Annotated in this window: 16 protein-coding genes; 9 read left to right on the top strand and 7 right to left on the bottom strand. The window is 70.1% G+C overall.

Annotated elements, in window-relative coordinates; genetic code table 11:
* Window positions 1–21 precede the first annotated feature (21 nt).
* On the top strand, window positions 22–1,050 hold the full coding sequence (locus M1203_RS33235; protein WP_249953568.1) for a hypothetical protein: 1,029 nt from the start codon (window positions 22–24) through the stop codon (window positions 1,048–1,050).
* On the opposite strand, the gene M1203_RS33230 is transcribed toward M1203_RS33235, so the two are convergent.
* From M1203_RS33230 to M1203_RS33210, 5 genes are all read right to left on the bottom strand, one after another.
* On the bottom strand, window positions 1,029–2,132 hold the full coding sequence (locus M1203_RS33230; RefSeq protein WP_249953567.1) for a HAMP domain-containing sensor histidine kinase: 1,104 nt from the start codon (window positions 2,130–2,132) through the stop codon (window positions 1,029–1,031). The genes M1203_RS33235 and M1203_RS33230 overlap by 22 nt on opposite strands.
* Window positions 2,125–2,841, bottom strand: a complete 717-nt coding sequence (locus M1203_RS33225) for a response regulator transcription factor (RefSeq protein ID WP_249953566.1) — start codon at window positions 2,839–2,841, stop codon at window positions 2,125–2,127. Before M1203_RS33225 ends, M1203_RS33230 begins: the two co-directional genes overlap by 8 nt.
* A gap of 9 nt (window positions 2,842–2,850) precedes the next feature.
* Window positions 2,851–3,561: a VanZ family protein gene (locus tag M1203_RS33220; protein ID WP_249953565.1), complete on the bottom strand. Its 711-nt coding sequence runs from the start codon at window positions 3,559–3,561 to the stop codon at window positions 2,851–2,853.
* A 115-nt stretch (window positions 3,562–3,676) separates the two neighbouring features.
* Window positions 3,677–5,122: a HAMP domain-containing sensor histidine kinase gene (locus tag M1203_RS33215; RefSeq protein ID WP_249953564.1), complete on the bottom strand. Its 1,446-nt coding sequence runs from the start codon at window positions 5,120–5,122 to the stop codon at window positions 3,677–3,679.
* Window positions 5,119–5,817 (bottom strand): response regulator transcription factor, encoded by a 699-nt coding sequence (locus M1203_RS33210; RefSeq protein WP_249953563.1) that lies wholly within the window; start codon window positions 5,815–5,817, stop codon window positions 5,119–5,121. Before M1203_RS33210 ends, M1203_RS33215 begins: the two co-directional genes overlap by 4 nt.
* 153 nt (window positions 5,818–5,970) lie before the next feature.
* Here M1203_RS33210 and M1203_RS33205 point away from each other — a divergent pair, with 153 nt between their 5' ends.
* The 4 genes from M1203_RS33205 (at window position 5,971) to M1203_RS33190 (ending at window position 9,668) form a co-directional block, all read left to right on the top strand.
* A complete protein-coding gene (locus M1203_RS33205) occupies window positions 5,971–7,308 on the top strand; it encodes a ferredoxin reductase family protein (protein ID WP_249953562.1) in 1,338 nt (445 codons plus the stop codon).
* A 16-nt stretch (window positions 7,309–7,324) separates the two neighbouring features.
* Window positions 7,325–7,750, top strand: coding sequence for an FMN-binding protein (locus M1203_RS33200; protein WP_249953561.1), 426 nt, complete (start codon window positions 7,325–7,327; stop codon window positions 7,748–7,750).
* A complete protein-coding gene (locus tag M1203_RS33195; RefSeq protein WP_249953560.1) occupies window positions 7,751–8,488 on the top strand; it encodes an FAD:protein FMN transferase in 738 nt (245 codons plus the stop codon).
* A gap of 199 nt (window positions 8,489–8,687) precedes the next feature.
* A complete protein-coding gene (locus M1203_RS33190; RefSeq protein ID WP_249953559.1) occupies window positions 8,688–9,668 on the top strand; it encodes a threonine/serine dehydratase in 981 nt (326 codons plus the stop codon).
* A gap of 163 nt (window positions 9,669–9,831) precedes the next feature.
* On the opposite strand, the gene M1203_RS33185 is transcribed toward M1203_RS33190, so the two are convergent.
* Entirely contained in the window at window positions 9,832–10,785 is a 954-nt protein-coding gene (locus M1203_RS33185) for a hypothetical protein (protein WP_249953558.1), read from the bottom strand.
* Window positions 10,786–11,027: 242 nt separating this feature from the next.
* Window positions 11,028–11,402 (bottom strand): hypothetical protein, encoded by a 375-nt coding sequence (locus tag M1203_RS33180; protein WP_249953557.1) that lies wholly within the window; start codon window positions 11,400–11,402, stop codon window positions 11,028–11,030.
* 100 nt (window positions 11,403–11,502) lie between these two features.
* Here M1203_RS33180 and sigJ point away from each other — a divergent pair, with 100 nt between their 5' ends.
* The 4 genes from sigJ to M1203_RS33160 form a co-directional block, all read left to right on the top strand.
* The gene (sigJ, locus tag M1203_RS33175) at window positions 11,503–12,423 is read left to right on the top strand and encodes an RNA polymerase sigma factor SigJ (protein WP_249953556.1); all 921 of its coding nucleotides are present in this window, start codon (window positions 11,503–11,505) and stop codon (window positions 12,421–12,423) included.
* Between the two features lie 538 nt (window positions 12,424–12,961).
* Window positions 12,962–14,215, top strand: a complete 1,254-nt coding sequence (locus M1203_RS33170) for an NAD(P)/FAD-dependent oxidoreductase (protein WP_308404943.1) — start codon at window positions 12,962–12,964, stop codon at window positions 14,213–14,215.
* A 375-nt stretch (window positions 14,216–14,590) separates the two neighbouring features.
* A complete protein-coding gene (locus M1203_RS33165; RefSeq protein ID WP_249953554.1) occupies window positions 14,591–15,799 on the top strand; it encodes an SRPBCC family protein in 1,209 nt (402 codons plus the stop codon).
* A gap of 2 nt (window positions 15,800–15,801) precedes the next feature.
* Window positions 15,802–23,430: amino acid adenylation domain-containing protein (locus M1203_RS33160; protein WP_249953657.1), on the top strand; the 7,629-nt coding region annotated here is incomplete at its 3' end.

The raw sequence follows: 23,430 nt of genomic DNA, 5'->3' as shown, positions 1-23,430 counted from the left end.
TGAGGACTGAGGACTGAACCGATGAAGCACTTCGTCCTGGTGGCCGGATACGAACAGCCGCCCAAGAACCTCCCGTTCCGGGCGTACTGCGAGAACCGGGTCCGGCAGCATGTCGCGGCCAACAGGGCCAAGGAGGATCTGGTCTTCCAGATCTTCGATGTGGGCAGCGGGGAAGTCGTCGTCCGTACGTTCACCTACCCGGGGGGCACGCGGACCGAGTCGGTCGCCGCGGTCCGTTCCTACGACCGGGTCACCCGCGCCCACTACGACGGGAACGCCTTCAAGGACGGCCAGGACGGCGTGATGTCGGTCGTGGACGTCTACGCGGCGGTCCAGACGATCGGAGTCCGCGCCCCCGGCACTCTGATGGAGCTGAGCTTCCTCTCCCACGGCTTCGCCGGCGGCCCGGTCCTGGTGAACAGTTTCGACGACGAACAGGCGGAGCGGCTCAACTCCGCCGGAGTCAAGACCCTCTTCCTGCGTCTGGGCAACCGACGTGACCCCGACGACAAGGACCCGCGCGTGAAGGACTTCCACGAGGTGAACATGCGGCCCGCGGAGTTCGCCGCCTTCCGGGCGGCCTACCATCCCGACGGCTACAACTGGAGCTGGGGATGCGCCTTCGAGTACGAAGTCAACGAGATCCTGCACAAGCTGGAGCACCACCCCGACTACCGCTCCGCGGGCCTGCCCGACACCAAGGTCCTGGTCTTCCGCAACCTCACCCGGGCGAACGTCGACAACCTCAGCGCGATGCTGGGCACCACCTTCCCCGACCACCGGAAGGTGGAGATCACCTTCGGCGAGCTGAAGCTCTACTTCCGCAGACAGATCCTGGCCTCCTACAGCCATGTACTGGCGGTCGCCTCAGGGCGGAAGACCTTCGGCGGCCTGATCGGCACCTACGCGGAGCCTGACGGGGCGCCTCGCCCGCTGATGCGTGTCAACACCCGCTTCAGCAGGCATTTCACCTTCTACAAGAACTACTTCGGCTTCGCCCTCGACCCCGAGCGAAGGGGGTACGGCGCCTACGATCCGGCGTTCATCTGATCCCGCGGTGTGCCGGGCAGCCGGACCGTGACGAGGAGGCCGCCGGCGGGGCGGGGGGCGAGGTCGAGGGTTCCGTCGTGGGCGCGGACGATGCTGTGCACGATGGCCAGGCCGAGACCCACACCGGCGTGCTCGTCGGTGCGTACGCGTTCCGTTCCGCGCTGGAAGGGTTCGGTGAGGGTCGGTATCAGTTCCGGTGGCAGCCGGTGGCCCGTGTTCTCGACGCGCAGCACGCTCGCGTCGCCGTGCGCCTCGGTGTGGACCGTCACGGTGCCGCCGGCGGGGAGGTTGTGGACGATGGCGTTCTGCACGAGGTTCGTCACCATCCGCAGCAGGAGCTCCGGGGAGCCGTTGGTCCGGGCCGCTCCGCCGGTGACGTCGAGGGTGATCCGGCGCTGTTCGGCGAGCGGTAGGAGCGTTTCGGCGGCTTCCTCGGCGCTGAGGGAGAGGTCGACGCTCTCGCGGGTGAAGTTTCCGCGGTCGCCGCGGCTGAGCAGCAGGAGGGCCTCGGTGAGGTCGATCGCCCGCGTATTGACGGTGTGCAGGCGCTCGATGAGTTCGCCCCGGGCCCGTGTGGGGTCCTTGCGGGCGACGTCGAGGAGCGTTCGCGAGATCGCCAGCGGGGTGCGCAGTTCGTGGGAGGCGTTCGCGGCGAATCTCCGCTGCTCGGCGACGTGGGACTCAAGCTGTCCGAGCATCGAGTCGAACGCGTCGGAGAGTTCACGGAACTCGTCGTGGCGGCCCTTCATACGGATCCGGTGGGACAGCGAGCCGTTCCCCGCCATCCGTGCCGCATCCGTGATCTGTGTGAGGGGCGCGAGCATCCGGCCGGCGAGGATCCATCCTCCCAGCAGGCCGAAGACGAGCAGGAAGACCAGGCTTGTGGCCGCGGCGGGGGCGAAGGTGCGCACAAGGAGGTAGCGATTGGGCGAGATCCCGAGAAGGCCCTTGGGGTTGTCGGGTACGTAGCGCAGCAGGTACAGCCACACCACGGTCAGCAGGAGAGTGCCGACGACGGCGAGGAACCCGGCGTAGCTGAGGGTGAGTTTCAGCCGGGCGCTGAGCCCTGGGCGTCTACGCATGCGTACCGCCGGAGTCAGTGGTGTCCCCGCCGGGGGTGACGGTGTCCGTAGCGGTGTCGATACGGTAGCCGACGCCGGGCACCGTGGCGATGATCCACGGTTCGCCGAGCCGTTTGCGCAGTGCGGAGACGGTGATGCGCACGGCGTTGGTGAGGGGGTTGGCGTTCTCGTCCCAGGCCCGTTCCAGCAGCTCCTCGGCGCTGACGACACCGCCCTCGGCGGCGAGAAGGACGTCCAGCACGGCGAACTGTTTGCGGGTGAGCGCGACGTAGCGTCCGTCGCGGAAGACCTCCCGGCGGAAGGGGTCGAGCCGCAGGCCCCCGATCTCCCGGACCGGGGGCCGGGCGTACGCGCGCCTGCGGTCGAGCGCCCTCAGCCGCATGACGAGCTCCCGTAGCTCGAACGGTTTGGTGAGGTAGTCGTCGGCGCCGAGCCCGAACCCGGAAGCCTTGTCGTCGATCCGGTCGGCAGCGGTGAGCATGAGGATCGGGATGCCACTGCCGGAGGCGACGATGCGCCGGGCGACCTCGTCGCCGGAGGGGCCGGGGATGTCGCGGTCGAGGACCGCGAGGTCATAGGAGTTGACGCCGAGCAGTTCCAGGGCGCAGTCGCCATCGCCCGCGATGTCGGCGGCGATCGCCTCCAGCCGCAGACCGTCCCGTACGGCTTCGGCCAGGTAGGGCTCGTCCTCCACGATCAGTACGCGCATGTCCGAAGCCTAAGCAGCACGACGTATCGCCGACGTATGCGAAGGCGTGTGGGCAGACGCGTCCGCCGTGGTGCGCCACCAGCGGCGTGACGCCAGCGCGGCCAGCACGGCGCCGGAGGCGTTGACCAGTACGTCGTCCACGGAGGACACCCGGTCCAGCCGCAGGACGTACTGCGCGGTCTCGATCAGGACCGAGCAGCCCGCCCCGAGCGCCAGGATCCGCGGCACGGACGCCAGCGCCGCGAACCGTATCGGGGCCGAGAACCCCAGCGCCGCGAAGATCAGCAGATTGCCGACGATCCCGCCCGGCCCCATCGTGACCAGATCCCGCAGCGGCACCAGGCTCACCCGGCCGGGGACGGTGCCGGCCCCGGCGCCCGGCATCATGGTCAGCCAGATGAACGGCACCGTCCCGTGGACCATGCCCACCTCGGCCAGCGACATCCGCCACGCCGATGTGACACCGGCGGCACGCCGACGGTGCGCCAGAGCCCACGCCACCAGCGCGGCCAGCGGCAGAGTGACCAACGTCATGAGCACCACACCGTTGAACGTGTCGAAGCAGCCGTGCCACCGCCCGGCCACGCACATCGGAGCGGACATCATCAGTGGCCGCCGCAGGACGAACACGGCGCTCGCCAAGCCGAGGATCGCCAGGCCGAGAAGCATGATCCCGCGCGTGCGGCGGGGCAGTGCCGACAGGGATGCGTTGTGGTTCATGCGCCCATTGGATACGGAGTGCCGTTGCGGTGGCGTATGCGATTTTCGATACGCCCGCGATACAGAGAACGCCCGCGATACGCGGAATCCCGGGCATCAAGGACAAGGCAGCGAGTCAGGGAGCGATCCGTTGAGTCCGGCGGGGGATCCGGAGGGTGAAGACCGTCGAACCCGGGCGGCTGACAAGCTCGGTGGTGCCGTGGTGAGCCTCTATCAGTGACCGCGCGACCGCCAGTCCCAGTCCGCTGCCGCCGCGATCGCGCGTGCGGGCCTTGTCCACGCGGTAGAAGCGGTCGAAGACCCGCTCCTGGTCGGCGGCCGGGATTCCGGGACCGGAGTCGGCGACCCGGATCACCGCGGCGTCCGGACAGACGGACAGCTCCAGCGACACCCGCGTGCGGGCAGGGGTGTGCACGGCCGCGTTGGTGAGCAGATTGTCCAGGACCTGTCGCATACGGAGGGGATCGAGACGCATGCGCACCGGTTCGCCGTCGCCCCTCACGGACAGCGGATGCTCCGGCCGTACGGTGCGGAACGCGTCCGCCGCCTGGTTCAGCAGCTCCGCAAGGTCCGTCTCCTCAAGCCGCAGCGGGGTCTCCGCGTCGGCGGCGTCCAGGCGGGCGAGCAGCAGCAGATCGTCGAGGAGGAGACCCATCCTGGCCGCCTCGGCGCGCAGACGCCTCAAGTGCCTGTCCCGTTCGGCGGGTTCGTTGGCCGCCGCGTACTGGAACAGGTCGGCGTAGCCGCGTACCGACATCAGCGGTGTACGCAGCTCGTGCGACGCGTCCGCCACGAACCGGCGCAAGCGCCGTTCCGCCTCGGTGCGCACGGCGAGCGAATCGTCGATGTGCTCCAGCATGGTGTTGAACGCGGTGCGCAACTCCCCGACCTCCGGACCGCCGTCGTCGGAATCGACACGCACCGGCAGCCGTGCCGACTCGGTGAAATCGTGCGAGGTGATGTCGTGGGCGGTGCGCGCCATGTCGCTGAGCGGTTTGAGTCCGCGCCGCAGCAGCGCACGGCCCAGCACCACAAGCCCCACCAGGGCGAGCGAGAAACCGATGAGCTGGACCGTGATCAGCTGGTCCATGGTCTTCTCGATGTCCTCCAGAGGGGCCGCGGTGACCAGGACCACCCCGGGGCTGACCTCACACGCACGCAGCCGGTACGCGCCCTGTCCCTCGATGTACGCGGTGCGGAAGACCTCCTTCTCCCCCGAGTCGCGCTGTACTTCGGCGACGGCGGAGAGTTTTCCGGCGTCGGTCGGTACGTCACTGGGCCTGCGCAGCACGGCCCGGTCGTCCGAGACGTCGAACACCGCGGTGTACCAGCGGTAATAGGGCTGCCGCTCCACCGTTCCATGGGCCTTGGCGTCCTGCGCCTGGGTGCCCTGGACCAGCTCCATCTGGTTGTTGAGCTGGTGCTCCAGATAGTCCCGCATATACGTCGACAACGCGGTGCCGACGATGGCGAACACGATCAGCGCGAGCGCGCCGAGGCCCAGCGCGAGCCGGGTGCCCAGGCGCAGTCCGCGGTACCCGCGCGCGATACGGCGGATCACCCGGCGACCTGCCGCACCACGTATCCGACGCCCCGCACGGTGTGGATCAGCGGTCCGCCGCCGTCGTCCGGCTCGTCGAGCTTGCGGCGCAGCCGGCTGATGACCAGTTCCACGACGTTGGAGCGGCCTCCGAAACCGTACTCCCACACATGATCGAGGATCTGCGCCTTGGTCAGTACGGTCGGCGACTTGCGCATCAGATAGCGCAGTACCTCGTACTCGGTGGGGGTGAGCGTAAGGAGCCGGTCACCGCGGCGCACCTCGCGGGTGTCCTCGTTCATCGTCAGATCCGCCACCCGCAGCACGGAGCGCTGAAACCCCGGCCCGGCGCTGCGGCGCAGCACGGTCCGCAGCCGGGCCATCAGCTCCTCCACCGCGAACGGCTTGACCAGGTAGTCGTCGCCGCCCCGGGTGAGGCCCGCGACCCGGTCGGAGACGCCGTCACGCGCCGTGAGGAACACGACCGGCACCATCGTCCCCGACGAGCGGAGCCGGTCCAGCACGGCGAAGCCGTCCAGGCCGGGGAGCATCAGGTCGAGCACCACGATGTCCGGCTGGAACTCCGCTGCCCGGCGCAACGCCTCCTCGCCGGAGTGCGCGGTGACCGCCTCCCAGCCCTCGTAGCGGGCGACGGTCGCCACGAGGTCGGCGATGGGCGGGTCGTCGTCGACGACGAGAAGGCGCACTTTTTCCACCCGTCCATAGTGCTGTACGCGCCTGCCGACGCCATACGGGCGGTCGGGCCCGGGGCCACATCGATAAGCACTTGAAAGTCGAGCGACAGGAAAACGACAGCTCCGGGCAGGCAGGCTCGGAGTACCCAGGCGCCGATCAAGGAGTTGCAGTCCGTGACGACCCTTCACCGTGTCCAGCCACCCCCAACGGCGGTCCGCCCCACAGCGGTGGCCCGCGCCGGGCTGTACGTCCTGCTCGCGGCGAACGTGGCCGTGGTGACCGTGTTCTTCCTCCAGGCCGGGTTCGCCTCGAACGCACTCATCGTGATGGGGCGCCTGACCGGGCTCTACGCCGCCCTGCTCATGGCCTTCCAACTGCTGCTCGTCGCCCGGCTTCCGTTCTTCGACCGCCGTATCGGCATGGACCGGCTGACCTCCTGGCACCGCTGGGTCGGCTTCGGCCTCCTGTGGCTGCTGCTCGCGCACGGCGTGTTCATCGTCTTCGGCTACGCCCAGGGATCGTCGATGGGCCCGGTCGACCAGCTCGTCGATCTCGCGGAGACCGTCGAAGGCGTGCTGCGCGCCGTTGTCGCACTGGCCCTGATCATCATGGTCGGCGCCGTCTCGGCCCGGTCCGCCCGCCGCCGACTGGCCTACGAGACATGGCACTTCATCCACCTCTACACCTACCTCGCGGTGGTGCTGGCCTTCACCCACCAGATCGCGGCGGGCTCGACGTTCACCGCGTCGCCCACGGCCACGGCGTACTGGTACACGCTGTGGGGCGCCGCCCTCGCCTCGGTCCTCGTCGGCCGTGTGGTGCTTCCGCTCCGTCGCAACCTGCGTCACCAGCTGCGGGTGACGGCCGTCGTGCCCGAGTCCGACCATGTCGTCTCGGTCTATGTCTCCGGCCGTGACCTGGACCGGCTGCCCGCCCGCGCCGGACAGTTCTTCCTCTGGCGGTTCCTGACCAGGGACCGCTGGTGGCAGGCGAACCCCTTCTCGCTCTCGGCCGCCCCCGACGGCAACCGGCTCAGGCTCACCGCCAAGACCGCGGGCGACGGCACGGCGGCGCTGCGCCAACTCGCGGTAGGTACCAGGGTGTTCGCGGAAGGCCCGTACGGCGCCTTCACCACGATGCACCGTACTCGCCCGGACACTCTGCTCATCGCCGGAGGCGTCGGTATCACCCCTGTCCGCGCGCTTCTCGAAGAACTGCACGGCCATGTCGTGCTCATCTACCGGGTGGCCACCGACCAGGACGCCGTCCTCTATGACGAGTTGACCGAACTGGCCCACGCCAAGGGCGCCCAGCTGCATCTGATCACCGGACCGTCCACCCCGGACAAACTGGCCCCGCACGAGCTCGGGCGCCTCGTACCCGACGTCACCGAGCGGGACGTCTACGTCTGCGGACCGCCCGGCATGACCACCGCCGTGCTGCGCACCCTGCGCCAACTGGGCGTGCCCAAACCACAGATCCACGCCGAGCGCTTCAGCCTGGCCGGATAAAGGGGGAACGAACACGATGAAGCGAGCACTGCCCGTCCTGGCGCTCACCGCAGCCGCACTGATACCGCTGTGGCGCTACGAACCGACCCTCGGCACAACGACATCGGTCGAGGCCGCCCCCTCGCCGCCGCCCCCGCCGGCCTCCTCGCCCGATACGGCGCCGTCGCCCGGCGGCACCCCGGCGAAGACCGTCCAGGGGGCCACCGTCAACACCGAGAAGGGCCCCGTGCAGGTCGAGGTGACCTTCGCGGGGGACGAGATCAGCACCGTACGCATGCTCCGGCAGCCCGACCATCCGCAGACCACGGCCGCCGTACCGCGACTGATCGAGGACACCCTCGCCGCGCAGAGCGCCGACATCGACACGGTCTCCGGTGCCACGATCACCAGCGACGGATACCGGGAGTCGCTTCAGGCCGCGATCGACGCGAAGGGCGCCTGAGTGCTGCGAGTTGAGCACGTCATGGGCTTTCCCGTCTCGGTGCGCGTCGACGCGGGGGCCGCCGACCCGGAGACCGCCGTGGCCGAGGTGTTCGCGTGGCTGCGCCAAGTCGACCTGAGATTCAGTCCGTTCAGGCCCGGCAGTGAGGTGTCCCGGCTGGACCGGGGAGAGACGCCGGCCGATGAGCTCAGCCCGGAGCTGTCGGAGATCCTGGGCCTGTGCGAGCACTACCGGGTAGCGACTCGCGGCGCCTTCGACGTCCGTCTGCCCGGGCGCGGCCTCGACCCCTGCGCGGTGGTGAAGGGCTGGTCGGTGCAGAAGGCGGCGGAAGTGCTGTCGGCCGCCGGGGCCACCAGGTTCTGCGTGAACGCCGGAGGTGATGTCGTCGCGGCCGGCGGCCCCTGGCGCGTCGGTGTGCGCCACCCCGAACGCGCGGACCGGCTGTGCGCGGTACTGGACATCGCGGACGGCGCGGTGGCCACCTCCGCCCGCTACGAGCGCGGCGACCATATCCTCGACGGCCGCACCGGCCGACCGGTCACCGGTCTGCTCAGCCTGACCGTCGTGGCCGCGTCGCTGACCGAGGCGGACGCCACCGCGACGGCGGCGTTCGCGATGGGCGCGGAGGGCATCGAATGGGCGGCGTCGAGGGAGGGCTGCGAGGTGTTCGCGGTGGACGAGGGGCAGCGGGTCTTCCGTACGGCGGGGTTCCCTGTCGCCAGGAAGGCGGGACTTTGAAGACAGGGCCTAGGCCCTGTCTGACAAATAGCGCCGTCCGCCCGGAGGGCGGGCCCGGCGGCGTCTGGTGCGTGCGATCGCAAGGCGGAGGGTCTCCCCAGTACTGGACGTACTGGGGTGACCCGACAACGCAGCGAGCGCGCGTGCCAGGCGTCGCGAGCCAGGCGGGATTTGTCAGACAGGGCGTAGACTGCCGGCTGTGCTGGAGACGCGTCTTGACACTGCTCGGATCCGGGCGGCCCGCCGGGTGATCGACCCGGTTTTCCTCGACACACCGCTGTACCGCTGCGAGGCGCTGGAGCCCGGTCTCGGGTGCGCGGTGAGCATCAAGCTCGAAACGGCGAACCCGGTGCGCAGCTTCAAGGCTCGCGGTACCGAGCTGTTCGCGAGCCTGCTCGCCGACAGTGGTTCGCGTGACGTGGTGTGCGCCAGCGCGGGCAACCTCGGCCAGGCACTCGCCTGGTCTGGTCGCGGACGGGGGCTTGAGGTGACCGTCGTGGCATCCCGCTCCGCGCCCGCCGTCAAGCTCGACCGTATCCGCGCGTTGGGCGCCAGGTTGGAGCTGGTGGACGGCGACCATGAGATGGCCCGTGAGCGGGCGGCGGCCATCGCGCGGTACGACGGTGTCCGGCTGTTCGAAGACAGCCTGGACATCGAGACCTGCGAGGGCGCGGCGACCATCGGCCTGGAACTCGTCGGCACCGCACCGTCGTTCGACACCGTGCTGATCGCTCTCGGCGGTGGGGCGCTGGCCACCGGCGTCGGGCATGTGCTGAAGACATCGGCACCCGACGTCGAGGTGATCTGCGTTCAGCCGCTGGGCGCACCGGCGATGACGCGCTCGTGGCGCGGGCGGCGTGTCGTCACCACCGAATCGACCGACACCATCGCCGACGGCGTCGCCGGCCGGCGTCCCATCCCGGCCGTCCTGGACGACCTCCTCCTGGTCGCTGATGACGCCGTCCTGGTCCAGGAGGCATCCATCATCGCCGGTATGCGGATGCTCCTCGACCATGCCGGCCTCGTCGTGGAACCATCGGCCGCGCTCGGTATCGCGGCGGTCCTCGAAGACCGTGACCGCTTCGCCGGCCGGCATGTCGTCACCATCGTGTGCGGCGGTAACGTCGACGTGGACGCCTATCACCGCTGGCTCGGTACGCCACCCGGCCACACGTCCTGATGGCCGCTCGTCAAGGCCGCCCGGTGATGGCCGCCGACGGACCGCCGGACGGCAGAGGACGGCGCGGGACATCGGAGGAATGCCGACGGGCGACGGGACGGATTCACGCCCCGTCGCCCGTCGTTGTTCCTGGCGGTTCGCCCGCCGACCGTCTCGCCGGGGATCAGCCGCGGTAGGGGTTGCGCAGGTACGTCAGGCTCAGATCGCCCGTGTTGCCGAAGTACTTGGAGACCAGGTACGCGGGGTCCGTCACCAGCGCGCCCGCCTGGAGGTCACTGCCATCGTTCATGTCGTCCCAGGTCCACGGAGCGCGCGCCGAGTTGTCCTTGCCGTTGTCGCCCCGGAACACGCCCCACGAGGCGTATGTCTCCGCGTTGTTGCGACGGCCCCAGAGGCTGTCGGAGGCGGTCAGATCGACCAGTCCGTACCGCGCGTCGCGGTCGTTGCCGCCCGTCGGGACCGAGCCCCCGGTGCGGCTCGGCTTGTAGACGATGCCGTCGCCGCCGGGGAACTCGCCGCCGTTCCAGGCGTAGGCACCGTGACCGCGCGCCTCCTGGAAGCTCGTCGGGTGCGCCGCACCGTCGTGGTTCTGCATGACCACGGAGCCGTCGATGCTCTCGCGGCCGCTGGTGAAGGGGCTGCCGGGCGGGGTGTACGAGTAGAAGTTGTCGTGGGCGAGCGTCACGACGGCCTGGAGGGTGCCGTACTGACCGCCGTCCTTGCGGACGACCTCCACCTGGCCCTCCATGTCGTTCTCGTGCGAGAAGAGGTTCAGCGGGTAGTCCTTCCAGTCCCGGGGGTGGAAGAACGCGTATGTGATGTACCAGTGCGTCGCGGTTTCCGCCACCGAGTAGTACACGGTGCCGGTCAGCCGGGTGGTGTTGGCGTCGAGGTTGTCCCAGTTGTTGAGGGTGTTCCAGTCGCCGTCGTAGTTCACCGGCGCCAGGTAGTCGGCGGTGTAGTAGTTCGCCGAACTGTCCTGGTAGTGCACGGGAGCCCAGCGGTAGGCCAGGTCGGCGTCGCTGGGGGCGGCCTGTGCGGGCGGGGCGAGGAGCAGCGAGGCGCTCCCCACGAACGCGGCCAGCAGGGTGGCCAGAACGGGTCTCAGGCGGGGCACGGCGGTCCTTCGTTAGGAGGTCGTGGAGATGGACGACTTCCCATGGTCGGGACCGGCGGGCCCGGCGAAAAGGCTGGTCAGTGAATGTTCAACGGCGGGACGCGATTGTTCATCCAGAGGCTTCGGAGCCTGCGCAAGTTTCCCTCAAACCAGGTGGGTTACGTGGCCGGGCGGGCGGCACCGAAGCCCGGCTGCTTCGCGGGAAGCGGCCGAGCCGATCCGGGCGGGCGCCGTGTCGGACCTCAGCGCCGGGCCAGCGCCAGCACGCTCAGTCCGAACATCAGGACACCCAGGGGAACATGGACCGATGGGACATGCGCGATGCCGAGCACGACCTGGACCGAGGCGAGTACGAGGAAACCCGACGCGTGCAGGACGGGCCGGGGCGAGCCGCCGCCCGGCTTCCACGCCAACACCGCCGCGAGCACGTACAGCATCGACGCCCCGTACATCACACGGGCTCCGGCACTGTGCAGTGTCTCTCCGTAGGACGAGGCGAGCAGCAGTCCGGCGGAGACCGCCTGAAGGAAGAGGGTCAGGGTCTGCAGGGCGATCGCGATCCGCAGGAACGAGGAGCCGCCCCGCGCGCCCGCCGTCACTGTCTCCTGAGTGGCCATGTCACAATCCCCTTGTCCGCCCTCGGGCAGTAGATCGATAAGGTCTCACCAGCCCGACGACGCGGGCCTGCGAAAGGTAAGGCGAGGGGCGGCCGGAATCATGGGCACTGTCGGGGCCGGCGCGGAGCACATAGCCGGTGAGCAACGCCAACTGATCAATGTCGCCTACCGGTTGCTCGGTTCGGTGACCGAGGCCGAGGACGCCGTACAGGACGCCTACGCACGCTGGTACGCGCTGCCGCGGAGCCGGCGGGAGGAGATCCTGTCCCCCGGGGCCTGGCTGACGACGGTGACCGGCCGCATCTGCCTGGACCTGCTCGGCTCGGCGCGGGCCCGCCGTGAACGCTATGTCGGCGCGTGGCTGCCCGAGCCACTGCCCGACCGTACCGAGTGGGACCACGCGGGCGGCGCCGACCCCGCCGGCGCCGTGGACCCCGCCGACCAGATCGTCCTGGACGAGTCGGTGACCATGGCCTTCCTCGTCGTCCTGGAGTCGATGACGCCCGCCGAGCGGGTGGCGTTCGTCCTGCACGACGTCTTCCGGTATTCGTTCGCCGAGATCGCCGCCGTTCTCGACCGGACCCCCGCGGCCTGCAAGCAGCTGGCGTCCTCCGCCCGGCGGCGGTTGGGCATGGCGCGCGCTCCGGTGACGGCGGCCGGCCGTGCCGATGTGGTGAGGCACGTCAAAGCGGCATGGGAGACCAAGGACATCGCGGCCCTCGTCGGTCTCCTCAACCCGGCCGCCGTGATGACCGCCGACGGCGGCGGGATGGTCGGCACCGTCCTGCGCCCGGTCGAGGGCGGCGTGCGCATCGCCGAGTACATGGTCGCCATCGCCGACAAGGCTCCGGGACTCGAACTCCTGGAGCGGTCGGTCAACGGTGTGCCCGGCCTGGTGGCTCTTCGTGCCGGCGCCGTCATGACCGTAGCCTCGTTCGATGTCTCCGACGGGCGCGTCACCCGGATCTGGGCGGTCCGCAACCCGGAGAAGCTGCGTCCATGGGGGCACAACACGCCCTAGCCGGCCACGGAGCCGTGTTCGCGGTCGCCAACGGGCTCGTGGAGGAAATTCCGGCCACCGGGGAGCCTCGCGGTCCGCGGACGCGCGGTGTGTATGGCCGACGCCGCCTCGGCCGCGGCAGGGGCAGTGGGGTGTGGGCGCGGTGGCACATGGCCGTGGCGTGGGAATTCACGTGGCCATGCTCATGAAACCTACGGCCTTGTCAATTATTCAGGAAGCCGCTCACGCCCGGGTCGTTATTTTAGTTCAGCACTAAAACTTTGCTTTACCGGAAGGGCTGAATCCTTTGCAGTGGCTGGCCGGAATCGAACCCCTATAGGGGTGTGATGCACGCCACACTTTTGATCGGATGAAGGGGGGCGAAATGGGTTACACAGGGCGGTAGTTGGGCGGAATGGATCATTCGACTGGCGAGATGTCGATGCTCGCGCATTGCCCCATCATTGCCAGTACTTGACCTTCATCTGTCGATTTTCATACCCTCCGCATCGTGTTCTTGCCGCTGACCGCGGTGCGTCAGTACTTCACACCTAATTTGATGGGGGATCGTATGTACGACGTCATCGTTGTGGGCGGACGCTGCGCCGGATCGCCGGTTGCGATGCTGTTGGCGAGACAGGGGCACCGCGTCCTCGTGGTGGATCGGGCCTCATTCCCCAGCGACGCGGTGTCGACCCACTACATCCACCAAGCGGGACTGTTGCGGCTCCAGGAGTGGGGTCTGCTCGACGAGATCATCGCGGCCAAGACCCCGGCGCTGCGGAAGATGAACTATTCCTACCGAGGCATAGAACTCAACGGGTTCGCCGACCCGGTGGACGGCATCGACGCCATCTACTGCCCGCGCCGCAACGTGCTGGACGAGATCCTCGTCAACGCCTCCCGCCGGGCCGGCGCCGAGGTGATCGAAGGGTTCACCGTCTCCGATCTGGTCTTCACCGACGGCCGTGTGACGGGCATCCGCGGGCGTGAAGGGGACGGGCCGGAGCGGGAGTTCCGTGCCACCGTCGTCATAGGCGCCGACGGCTTTCACTCCACGGTCGCCAAGAAGGTCGGCGCGGAGCTGTACAACGTCCGCCCCGCCGCGGGCTTCATCTACTACTCGTACTACACCGGTCTCGACTGGGGTCTGCACCACAAGACCGGTTTCAACGAGAGATGGTTCGGCACCTGGCCGACGAACGGCGATGTGAACATGCTCGCCGTCATCTGCACCAAGCGCCAGCTCAAGGAGTTCCGCCAGGACGTCGAGGCCTGCTTCCAGCGTGTGTTCGACGACGTCGCACCGGAGATGGGCGCGCAACTGCGCGAGCAGGGCAGGCGTGAAGAGGCCTTCAAGCCCATGCGCTACCCGGACAACTACTATCGCCGCTCCCACGGCCCCGGTTGGGCGCTGGTCGGCGATGCCGGCTATCACAAGGACCCCTACACCGGGTGGGGCATCTCCGACGCCTTCATCCACGGTGAACTCCTCGCCGAGCGCGTCCACCAGGGCCTCGCCGGCGAGCGGCCGATGGAAGAGGCGCTGGCCGAGTACAACAAGCTGCGCGACGAGGAGAGCGCGGGCGTCTACGACTTCACGACGACGCTCGGCGAACTCACCGAACTCCCGCCGTTCTTCGAGGCGACGATGTCCGCGATGAGCGCCACCCAGGAGTGGACCAACAAGATGCTCGGCCTGATCGGCGGAGTCGTACCGGACTACGAGGTCTACGCGCCGGACGCCCTTGAGCGGCTCTACGACTCCGCCGGTGTGCCGGAGGACAAACGGATCTACGACCCGGCCGGATAGCGGCCGGCGGTTCCCGCCGCACCTGCCCCGGCCAGGGCACCGCGCCTGGCGCAGTGAGTTGAGCGTGCCGTCACCGGCCCCACACCGGTGCTTCGCGCACCCCTCACCCGGAGAGTCGTGCGCGCTCCGCGTGCGTCGTCCCCGAAGTCCCTTCGAAGACGAACGGCTCGCTTGTCCGTATCCGTTCGGCAGCCGCCCGCTCGTCTGCCGGGCCCCCGCGCCTCACCCGGGCCGGCCCGGTATCGCTTCTCCGCCATCACCCATCACGCAGTCCCACCGTTCTCGGGGCTCGGCGCGGCCTTTCGCGGGCCCCGACGCCCTCGGTAATCCCCGCACCGCATTCCAGGCGCTTGACCCTCTGAGGGAGACCAGAAGATGACGCGTGCGTCCAGCATGTTCGATCTCATCAGTGACCAGGGCGATGAAAGGCCGTACTTCGAGACGGGTGGCATCGGCAGGTCGCACGAGTTCTACACCGGTGAGGAGCAGTACCGCCGGGAGATGTCCCGTATCTATGGCCGACGCTGGCTCCCGGTGGACCATGTCTCCCGGCTGAAGGAGAAGGGCGCCTACGTCACACTGAACATCGGCACCGGGTCCATTCTGATCATCCACGGGGACGACGGGATCCAGGCGTATCACAACTACTGCCGGCACCGGGGCTACAAGCTCGTGGAGGAGGCCACCGGCAAGCGGCAGAGCCTGGTCTGCCTCTACCACTGCTGGGTGTACGACCGGAACGGCAAGCTCAAGAGCCTCAACGGCACCTACCTGGACCACTTCTTCGAGAAGGAGAAGAACGGTCTGCTGCCGGTGCGGACCGAGATCCGGTTCGGGGTCGTGTTCATCGCCCTGTCCGACGACGCCCCCGATCTCGACGCCTCACTCGGCGAGTTCGGCGAGTTCGCGCGCGTCTATGAGCTCGCCGATCTGGAGTGTGTCGAGGCGAAGGACTACCCGGTCGCCTCGAACTGGAAGCTCGTCGCGCACAACGTCAACGAGAGCCTGCACTTCCCCACGGCCCACAAGGACCTGCACCGCATCACCGACTTCGACGACGCCGGCACCTACGACCTCAAGGGCGACATCGTCGGGGCGTGGCAGTCGATCCGCAACGCCTACAACTCCGTCTCCATGACGGGACGCAGCGACCGGACACCGATGGGGCTGGTCCCCGAAGCGGACCGGCAGAAGATCAACTGGATCACGATCCTGCCCAATCTGCTGTTCGGGTTCACGGCCGACTACGTGATGATGCAGTGGGTCTGGCCCGAAAGCCCCGGCACCTGCTTCGTCCGGCACTTCTGGCTCTTCCACCCCTCCGAGACCGCCAAGACCGACTTCTCCCACGAGGCGGTGTTCGCGCTGTGGGACAAGGCGAACTACGAGGACTGGGAGATGTGCGAGCGGACCCACCGCGGCCTGTCCAACCCGCTCTGGACCCCCGGGCAGCTCTCGCTCGACGAGGAGGTCGTCTCGCAGATCGACTCCTGGGTCTCCGCCGAGACGGCGGAGAGCCCGGACACCGCCGCGAGCACCGAGAACGGCACGCACACCTCCGAGACCGGGAAGGTCACGAGGTGAGCATGGCGGCCAACTGCTTCATCATCGGCGGCACCCGGGTCCTCACCCAGTGCGCCGCACAACTCCTCGACGCGGGCGTCCGGATCGAGGGAGTCCTCAGCGACGACCCGGCCGTGGCGGCCTGGGCGGACGTGCACGCGATACCCGTACTCGACCCGGGCGGCGATCTGTCGGCGACGCTCTCGGCGCAGCCGTTCGACTACCTCTTCAGCATGGTCAACTTCCGGATCCTGCCCGCCGCGATCCTCGACCTGCCGACAACGGCCGCGATCAACTTCCACGACGGGCCGCTGCCCCGCTACTCCGGAAGCCACGTTCCCGCCTGGGCGCTGTACGAGGGCGCGTCCCGGCACGCGGCGACCTGGCACCGGATGACGGAGGCCGTGGACGCGGGCAGTGTGCTGCTGGAGCGCTGGTTCCCGGTACGCGACCACTCCACCGCCCTGTCGCTGACGTACGAGACGGCCGAGGTGGGCGTGGCGCTCTTCGCCGATCTCGTACCGCATGTGGTGGCGCGAACCCTGCCCGAGCCGGTCGACACGAGCGACCGCGAGCGGCGCTTCTACCGGCGGTCCGCCCGGATGGCGTCCGGCGGACTCATCCACGCCGGCACCTCAGCCGTCGAGGCCGTTCGGCTCTCCAAGGCCCTTGACTACGGCTCCTTCCCGAACCCGCTCGGGGTGCCGACCCTCGTCACCGAGCAGGGCGCGGTCTTCACCCGGCAGGTCAGGCTGATCCCGCGCGAGGACCCCCGTACCGAGACGACCGTGCTGTCGGTGACCACGTCGGCCATCACCCTGGCCGCGCCGGACGCCGACCTCGTGCTGAGCGACTGCACCGCCGTCGACGGGAGCGCGCTGAGCGGCCAGGCCGCCGCGCAGCGGCTCGGCATCACCCCGGGCTCGCCGCTGCCCGCCGTCTCGGCGGAGCGGCTGGCGGACATCGCCGCCGCCCAGAAGGCGCTGCGGGTACACGAACCGTGGTGGCGCGCACGGCTGGAGGGGCTGCGCCCCGCCCCGCTGCCCGCCGATGACTTCTCCGCCGCCGCGGCCCACTACGGCCGCTATGAGCTGGCCTTCACCCCCGGCTCGCGGGAGGAGGCCGTCGCGGTCGTCCGCGCCTTCCTCACCGTCGTGGCCGAGCGCACCGGCGAGCGGACCTTCGACTTCGCCTGGTCGCCCGCTGCCGCGCGGGTCCTCGCGGAGCGGACCCATGGCATCGCGGCCGCGCGTTTCCCCGTACGGTTCGACGGCGACACCACCCGGTCCCTGCGGGACAAGCTGGACGAGGCGGCCGTCCGCCGGGGTTATGCCGGCGACCTCGAACTCCGGCTCGGCCTGGCCGGCCGCCCGCTCGGCTCCGACGAGCCGAGCTTCACCCGCGTCATGGTGCTGGACCGCGGCGCGGGGGAAGAGGCGTCCGCCGAACCGCACACCGAGATCGCACTGCTGTGCCTGCGGGACGGTCCGCCCACCGTGTTCGTACGCGAGACCGCGATGGGCGAGGACGAGGCGCTGGAGTTCACCGAGCAGGTCGAGGACCTGGTCCTGACGGCCCTGCTCTACGGCGAGGAGCCCCACGCCGAGGAGCCCGACGCCGAGAAGTCCCAGGCCGTGCCCCACGTCGAGCCCGACGTCGAGAAGCCCCACTCCGATCCGGACCCCGCGACACGTCCCGAGGGGCGCTCCCCGGAGCCGGTCACGGCGCGGCCGGACGGCTCCGCCACCGGGTCGGCGGCCGGGACGGTACTGGACCTGTTCGCGGCCACGGTGGCCCACCGACCGGGTGCCACCGCCGTCCGCAGCGGCGCCCGGGCGCTGGACTACGCCCGCCTGGACGCCTGGGCGGACGCCATCGCCGCCCACCTGCACGACCAGGGCATCGAGTCCGGTTCTGTGGTCGGCGTACTGATGGAGCGGGACCTCCCACTGCTCCCCGCCATGCTCGGAATCCTGCGGGCCGGGGCGGCCTTCCTGCCCCTGGACCCGGGATACCCCGTGGAGCGGCTGCGGCGGTACGTGGAGGTCTCGCGGTGCGACCTGATCCTCACCGACGCCCGTACGCATGCCCTCGGCATGTCGCTCGGCGACGCGCGTAGCGTGCCCGAGCCGGACGGTTCGGCGCAGGCGCTGCCGCCCCAGGTCAACGCCTCCGACCTGGCCTATCTTCTCTTCACCAGCGGATCGACCGGCAGCCCGAAGGGCGTGGAGGTCGAGCACGGGGCGCTGGCCAACTTCCTCACCGGGATCGGCGAACGCCTCGGCGTCTCGCCCGACGACACCGTGCTCGCACACACCACCGTGGCCTTCGACATCTCCCTGCTGGAGCTGTTCCTCGGGCTGACGGTCGGCGCGACGGTGGTCCTGGCGTCCCGTGAGACAGCGGGCGACCCGTCCCGACTGGCCGAACTCACCGGCGTTGTGACCATGGCCCAGGCGACACCGAGTCTGTGGCGGCTGCTCCTGGGCACCGGCTGGACCCCGCACGCGGAGCTCACCGTGCTCTCCGGCGGCGAGGCCCTGCCGCCGGCCACCGCCGAGCGTCTGCACGGACCGGCCCGTGCGCTGTGGAACCTGTACGGCCCGACCGAGGCGACGATCTGGGCCTCGTGCCACGAGGTCACCTCGGTCGGCACCTTCCTGCCGCTGGGCGAACCCCTGCCGAACATGGAACTCCACGTCCTGAACGCGGAGTTGGAGCGGTGCCCGGCGGGAGCGACCGGCGAGCTGTACCTCTCGGGCACCGGACTCGCCCGTGGCTACGCCGGCCGGCCGGATCTGACGGAGGACGTCTTCATCGTCCACCCGGTGACCGGCGCCCGGCTCTACCGGACCGGTGACGAGGTACGTCTGCACGCGGACGGCGCGATCGAGTGGCTCGGGCGCGGCGACGCCCAGATGAAGGTGCGCGGCAATCGCATCGAGCCCGCGGAGATCGAGCGGGTGCTGGAGACGTTCGAGGGCGTCACCGCGGCCGTGGTCGTCGCGGCGCGGTTCGAGGGACGCGGCGAACCGAGGCTGACCGCCTACCTGGTGGGCGACGGTACGCCGACCAAGTCCGGGCTCGACGCGTTCGTCGGCGGCAACCTGCCCGGCTACATGGTGCCCGACGCCTATGTCGCCCTCGACGCCTTGCCGTTGACCGACAACGGCAAGGTGGCGCGCGCCAAGCTGCCGCTGCCGACGAGGGACACCATCATCCGCTCTGCTCCCGGGCCCGCCGCGACACCGGCCCAGTCCGTGGAGCCCTCGGAGTCGTCGGTGACCGGTGTGACGGTGGAGGCGTTGGCGGAGTCGATCGCGGAGGTGTTCGCGGCGACGCTGGGCCACCCCGCCTTCGACGTGCACGCCAACTTCTTCGACCTGGGCGGCGATTCGGTCAACGTCACATTGGCCGCGGTACAGCTCGGCCGTGAGCTGGGTGCGACCCTCACCGCCCCGTCGATCTTCGCCTCCGGTACCCCGGTGAAGCTGGCCCGGCTGCTGGGTGCGGAGGGCGTGGTACGGCTGCTCGACCCGGGGACCGAGGACGCCGTCACCGTACGGGCGTCGGCCGATCCCGAGCCCGTGGTGACCGTCTCCGCCGAACCGACGCCCACCGAACCGACGCCCGCCGAACCGACGCCTGCCGTGTCGACGCCTGCCGTGTCGACCCCTGGCGTGTCGACCCCTGGCGTGTCGACCTCTGCCGTTTCGATCCCCGTTGCGTCGACGTTCGCGGAGCCCGTCTCGACGGAGTCCGCGCCGACCGAGTCCGTGCCCGCGGCGTCCGCCCGGCCGGCCGACGACGGCGCCCTGGCCGTCATCGGCATGGCGTGCCGGTTCCCCGACGCCGCCACACCGGACGAGTTCTGGCAGAACCTCGTCGGCGGGGTGTCCAGTGTCCGGCACGCCCCGGACGGCAGGCGCGGCTGGGCCCACCTGTGGTCCGAAGGCGCCGCCGACGATGTGCCGATGGCCTGGGTGGACGGTGTCGAGTACTTCGACGCCGCCCGCTTCGGACTGAACGACCGCGAGGCCCGCCGCATGGACCCCTTGCAGCGGACCATGCTCAGTGTGACGGCCGAGGCCCTGGAGAGCTGCGGCCACGACCACATGTCCCTCGGCGCCGCCACCGGTGTCTTCATCGGCGCCATCGCGAGCGACTTCCCGGAGATCGTGGCGCGGAGCATCGGGTACCGCGACCCGCACGTGGCCACGGGCACGGCCGCCTCCATGATCGCCAACCGGCTCTCGCACGTCTTCGACTGGTCGGGGCCGAGCTTCACCGTCGACACGGCCTGCTCGTCCTCCCTCGTCGCCCTGCACCAAGCCGCCATGCATCTGCGGGCGGGCGACGTGGACGCCGCCGTGGTCGGGGCCGCGAACCTGGTTCTCACCCCGACCAAGACGCGCTCCTTCGCCCGCAACGGGATGCTGTCCCCGCAGGGCGCGTGCCGCGCCTTCGACGACGCCGCCGACGGCTATGTACGAGGAGAGGGCGCCGGCGCCGTCGTCCTCAAGCGGCTCGCCGACGCCGAACGCGACGGCGACCCCGTCCTCGCCGTGATCCGAGGCACCGCCGTCAACCACACAGGGGGAAGCGCCGGCTTCCTCACGGCACCCAGCAGACCGGCCCAGGAAGCGGTGCTTCGCAAGGCGCTGGCCGGCTCCGGGCGTACGGCGGCCGACATCGGTTACGTCGAGGCGCACGGCACCGGAACGCAGCTGGGCGACCTCGTCGAACTCGAAGCCCTGCACGCGGTCCTGGGCGAGCCGGCCGGCCGACGGCCGGTCGCGGTGGGCTCGGTGAAGACCAACATCGGTCATCTGGAGCCCGCCGCGGGCATCGCCGGACTGATCAAGACGATCCTGGTGCTCCAGGCGGGACACATCCCGCCGTCGTTGAACTTCAGCACCCCGAACCAGTCCTTCGACTTCGACGGCTCGCCCCTGTTCGTGGCCGACCGGCCGCTGCCGTGGGGCAGCGGCCCGCGCGTCGCGGGCATCAGCAGCTTCGGCTTCGGTGGGGCGAACGCCCACGCGGTGGTCGAGGCGGGACCCGTCGGCGCACCGGACGGTACGGAGCCCGGTCCGCGGCTGCTGATCCTCTCGGCGGGATCGGACGAGGCGCTGCGCACCCTGGCCCAGCGGCTCGTGCTGATGCTGCGCTCCGCGTACTGCCCGTCCCTGGACGAGCTGAGCGAGGCGAGCCGGCGACGGCCCGCCGCGGCACACCGGCTGGCCTGTGTCGCGGACAGCGTCGAGCAGTTGGAGGACAAGCTGCGGCTGTTCCTGGCCGGGGTCACCGACATTCGCTCCCTGCACGTGGGGGTGGCGTCCGCGACCGGTGCCACGGAGCCGATCGACGCCGGAGCGAGCAGGGAGACTCTCGCCGAGGCCGCCCGCGCTTTCGTCGCCGGGGCGACCCTGCCCGCCGGGCGGCGGCGCCGGGCGGGCGTACGGTTCCCGACCGCGCCGCACGCGGAGAAGTACCTCTGGCTGGAACCCGCCGAGCAGCCGGACGCGCCCGTGCACGACGGCGCGTCCGGCCGTACGAAGAGCATGTGGACGGAACACCCCGAGGCCGCCGAGCACGTGGTGCTCGGCAAGCCGACACTGCCGGGCGCCGGGTACCCCGGCAAGGTGGCCGAGCTCATCGGCCAGGACCGGTTCGGCCTGCGGGATCTCACCTTCCGGGCGGCTGTCGAGGCCCCCGCGACCCTCACGGGCGAACGCGACAACGCCGCGGTCGCCTTCCGCGACGGCACCGGCGCCCTCGTCTGCACCGGCGAGGTGACCGGGCCCGAGCAGTCGACACTCACCCCTCCGGCCACCACCGACGGCCTCACCGCCGTCGCCCTCGACGCGATGTACGCGGCGTTCGAGCGCGCCGGACTCAGTTACGGCGCCGGCTTCCGGACCGTGTCCACACTGTCCGTGGCGGCCGGGCAGGCGATGGGCGTGCTGCGCGCCGACGCGCGGACCGCCGACGCGGTGGACAGGCGGACCGCCGAAGTGGTGGACGCCCGGCTCCTCGACGGTGCCTTCCAGATCGCGCTCGCCGCGTGCGGCGCCCAGGGACTGTACGTACCGTTCACCATCGAGCGGCTCACCGTCCTCGGCCCGATTCCGGACACCGCCCGGGTGTACGCCCGGCGGGACCGGGACACCGGGCCGGACTCCGGTCTGCTGACTGCGAGCCTGGTGGTCCTCGACGGCGACGAACCCGTACTGGAAGCCCGCGGCATCACCTGGAAGCGGCTCTCCCCGGCGCCGTCGTCGGAGGCCACGGGAGGCGACTCGCGCAACGGTCACCGTGCCCCGACGGCTTCATCGCCGGCCCTGGCCCCGGCCCCGACCCCGGCGCGCGGGTCCAACGGGGCTCGTCCCGTACCGGCCCCCGGCCGCCCGGCGGCCGGAGGTCTCGACGGGGCCCTTGCCCAGTGGGTCGCAGCCGCCCTGGAGTTGGACGTCGACGAGCTGGAGACGGACCGGCCGCTTCAGGAGCAGGGGCTCGATTCGATGCTCGCGGTCTCGCTGGCCCAGGACATCCGGGCCAAGCTGGATGTGGACATCCCTGTGACGCTGGTCCTGGAGGTCGGCACGGTCGATCGCCTGGCGGCCGAGCTGAAGGAGGAGTACGAGGTCACCGCGGCGCCCGCCGACGAGGTTTCCCCGGACGCGAGTTCCCCGGACGCGGCTTCCACGGACGCGAGTTTCCAGGGCCCGAGCTCCCCGGGCACCGACGGTGCTCCGCGGGCCGCCACACCCGAGGAACACCCCGAGCCCGCCTCGGCCCCGGAGCCGGCGCGGGCCCTGGACGCGGCTCGGGGCCCTGCCCAGGCGCAGGCGCAGGTGGTCGAGCCGCCCGTCGCCCCGGTGCGCGGTGACGAGGACCTGCACGACATCGCAGTCATCGGCTTCGACGGGGTGTTTCCGAACGCCGCGAACATCGACGAGCTGTGGCGGGTACTGCTGGAGGGCGTCGACTGCCTGAGCGAGGTACCCGCGTCCCGCTGGGACATCGACTCGTACTACGGCACGGAGGGCAAGCCCGGCACCGTCTATCTCAGGCGAGCCGGCTTCGTCGAAGGGCTGACCGACTTCGACGCCGGGTTCTTCCGGCTGTCGCCCGCCGAGGCGGAGTGGATCGACCCCCAGCAGCGCCATCTCGTCCAGTCCGCCTGGCGGGCCATGGAGGACGCCGGCCTGGCGGGTGACACCCAGCGGTCCACCGGTGTGTTCGTGGGCGCCAGCTACCAGCACTACCGCGACATGGTGGTCGGGGACGTCGTACAGACGGCGGCGGGGCTGGGCAACCACAACGCCATCCTTGCCAACCGGGTGAGTTTCTTTCTGGATCTGCATGGGCCGAGCATGACGATCGACACGTTGTGTTCGTCGTCGCTGGTCGCGTTGCACACGGCGGTGCGGAGCATCCGTGACGGCGAGTGCGAGCAGGCCATCGTCGCCGGCGTGCACCTGGCGATGTCACCGCAGTACTTCCAACTGGGCGCGCGACTCCGGTCGTTCTCCCCCTCCAATGCCCTGCGGCCGTTTGATGCGGGTGCGGATGGGTTTGTGCCGGGGGAGGGTGTGGTGACGGTGGTGGTGAAGTCGTTGGGTGCGGCGTTGCGTGATGGGGATCGG

Source organism: Streptomyces sp. 35G-GA-8, assembly GCF_023534745.1.
Lineage (GTDB): Bacteria > Actinomycetota > Actinomycetes > Streptomycetales > Streptomycetaceae > Streptomyces.
The sequence above is the reverse complement of the archived record's forward strand: the minus strand, read 5'-3'. Positions and strand labels throughout refer to the sequence as shown.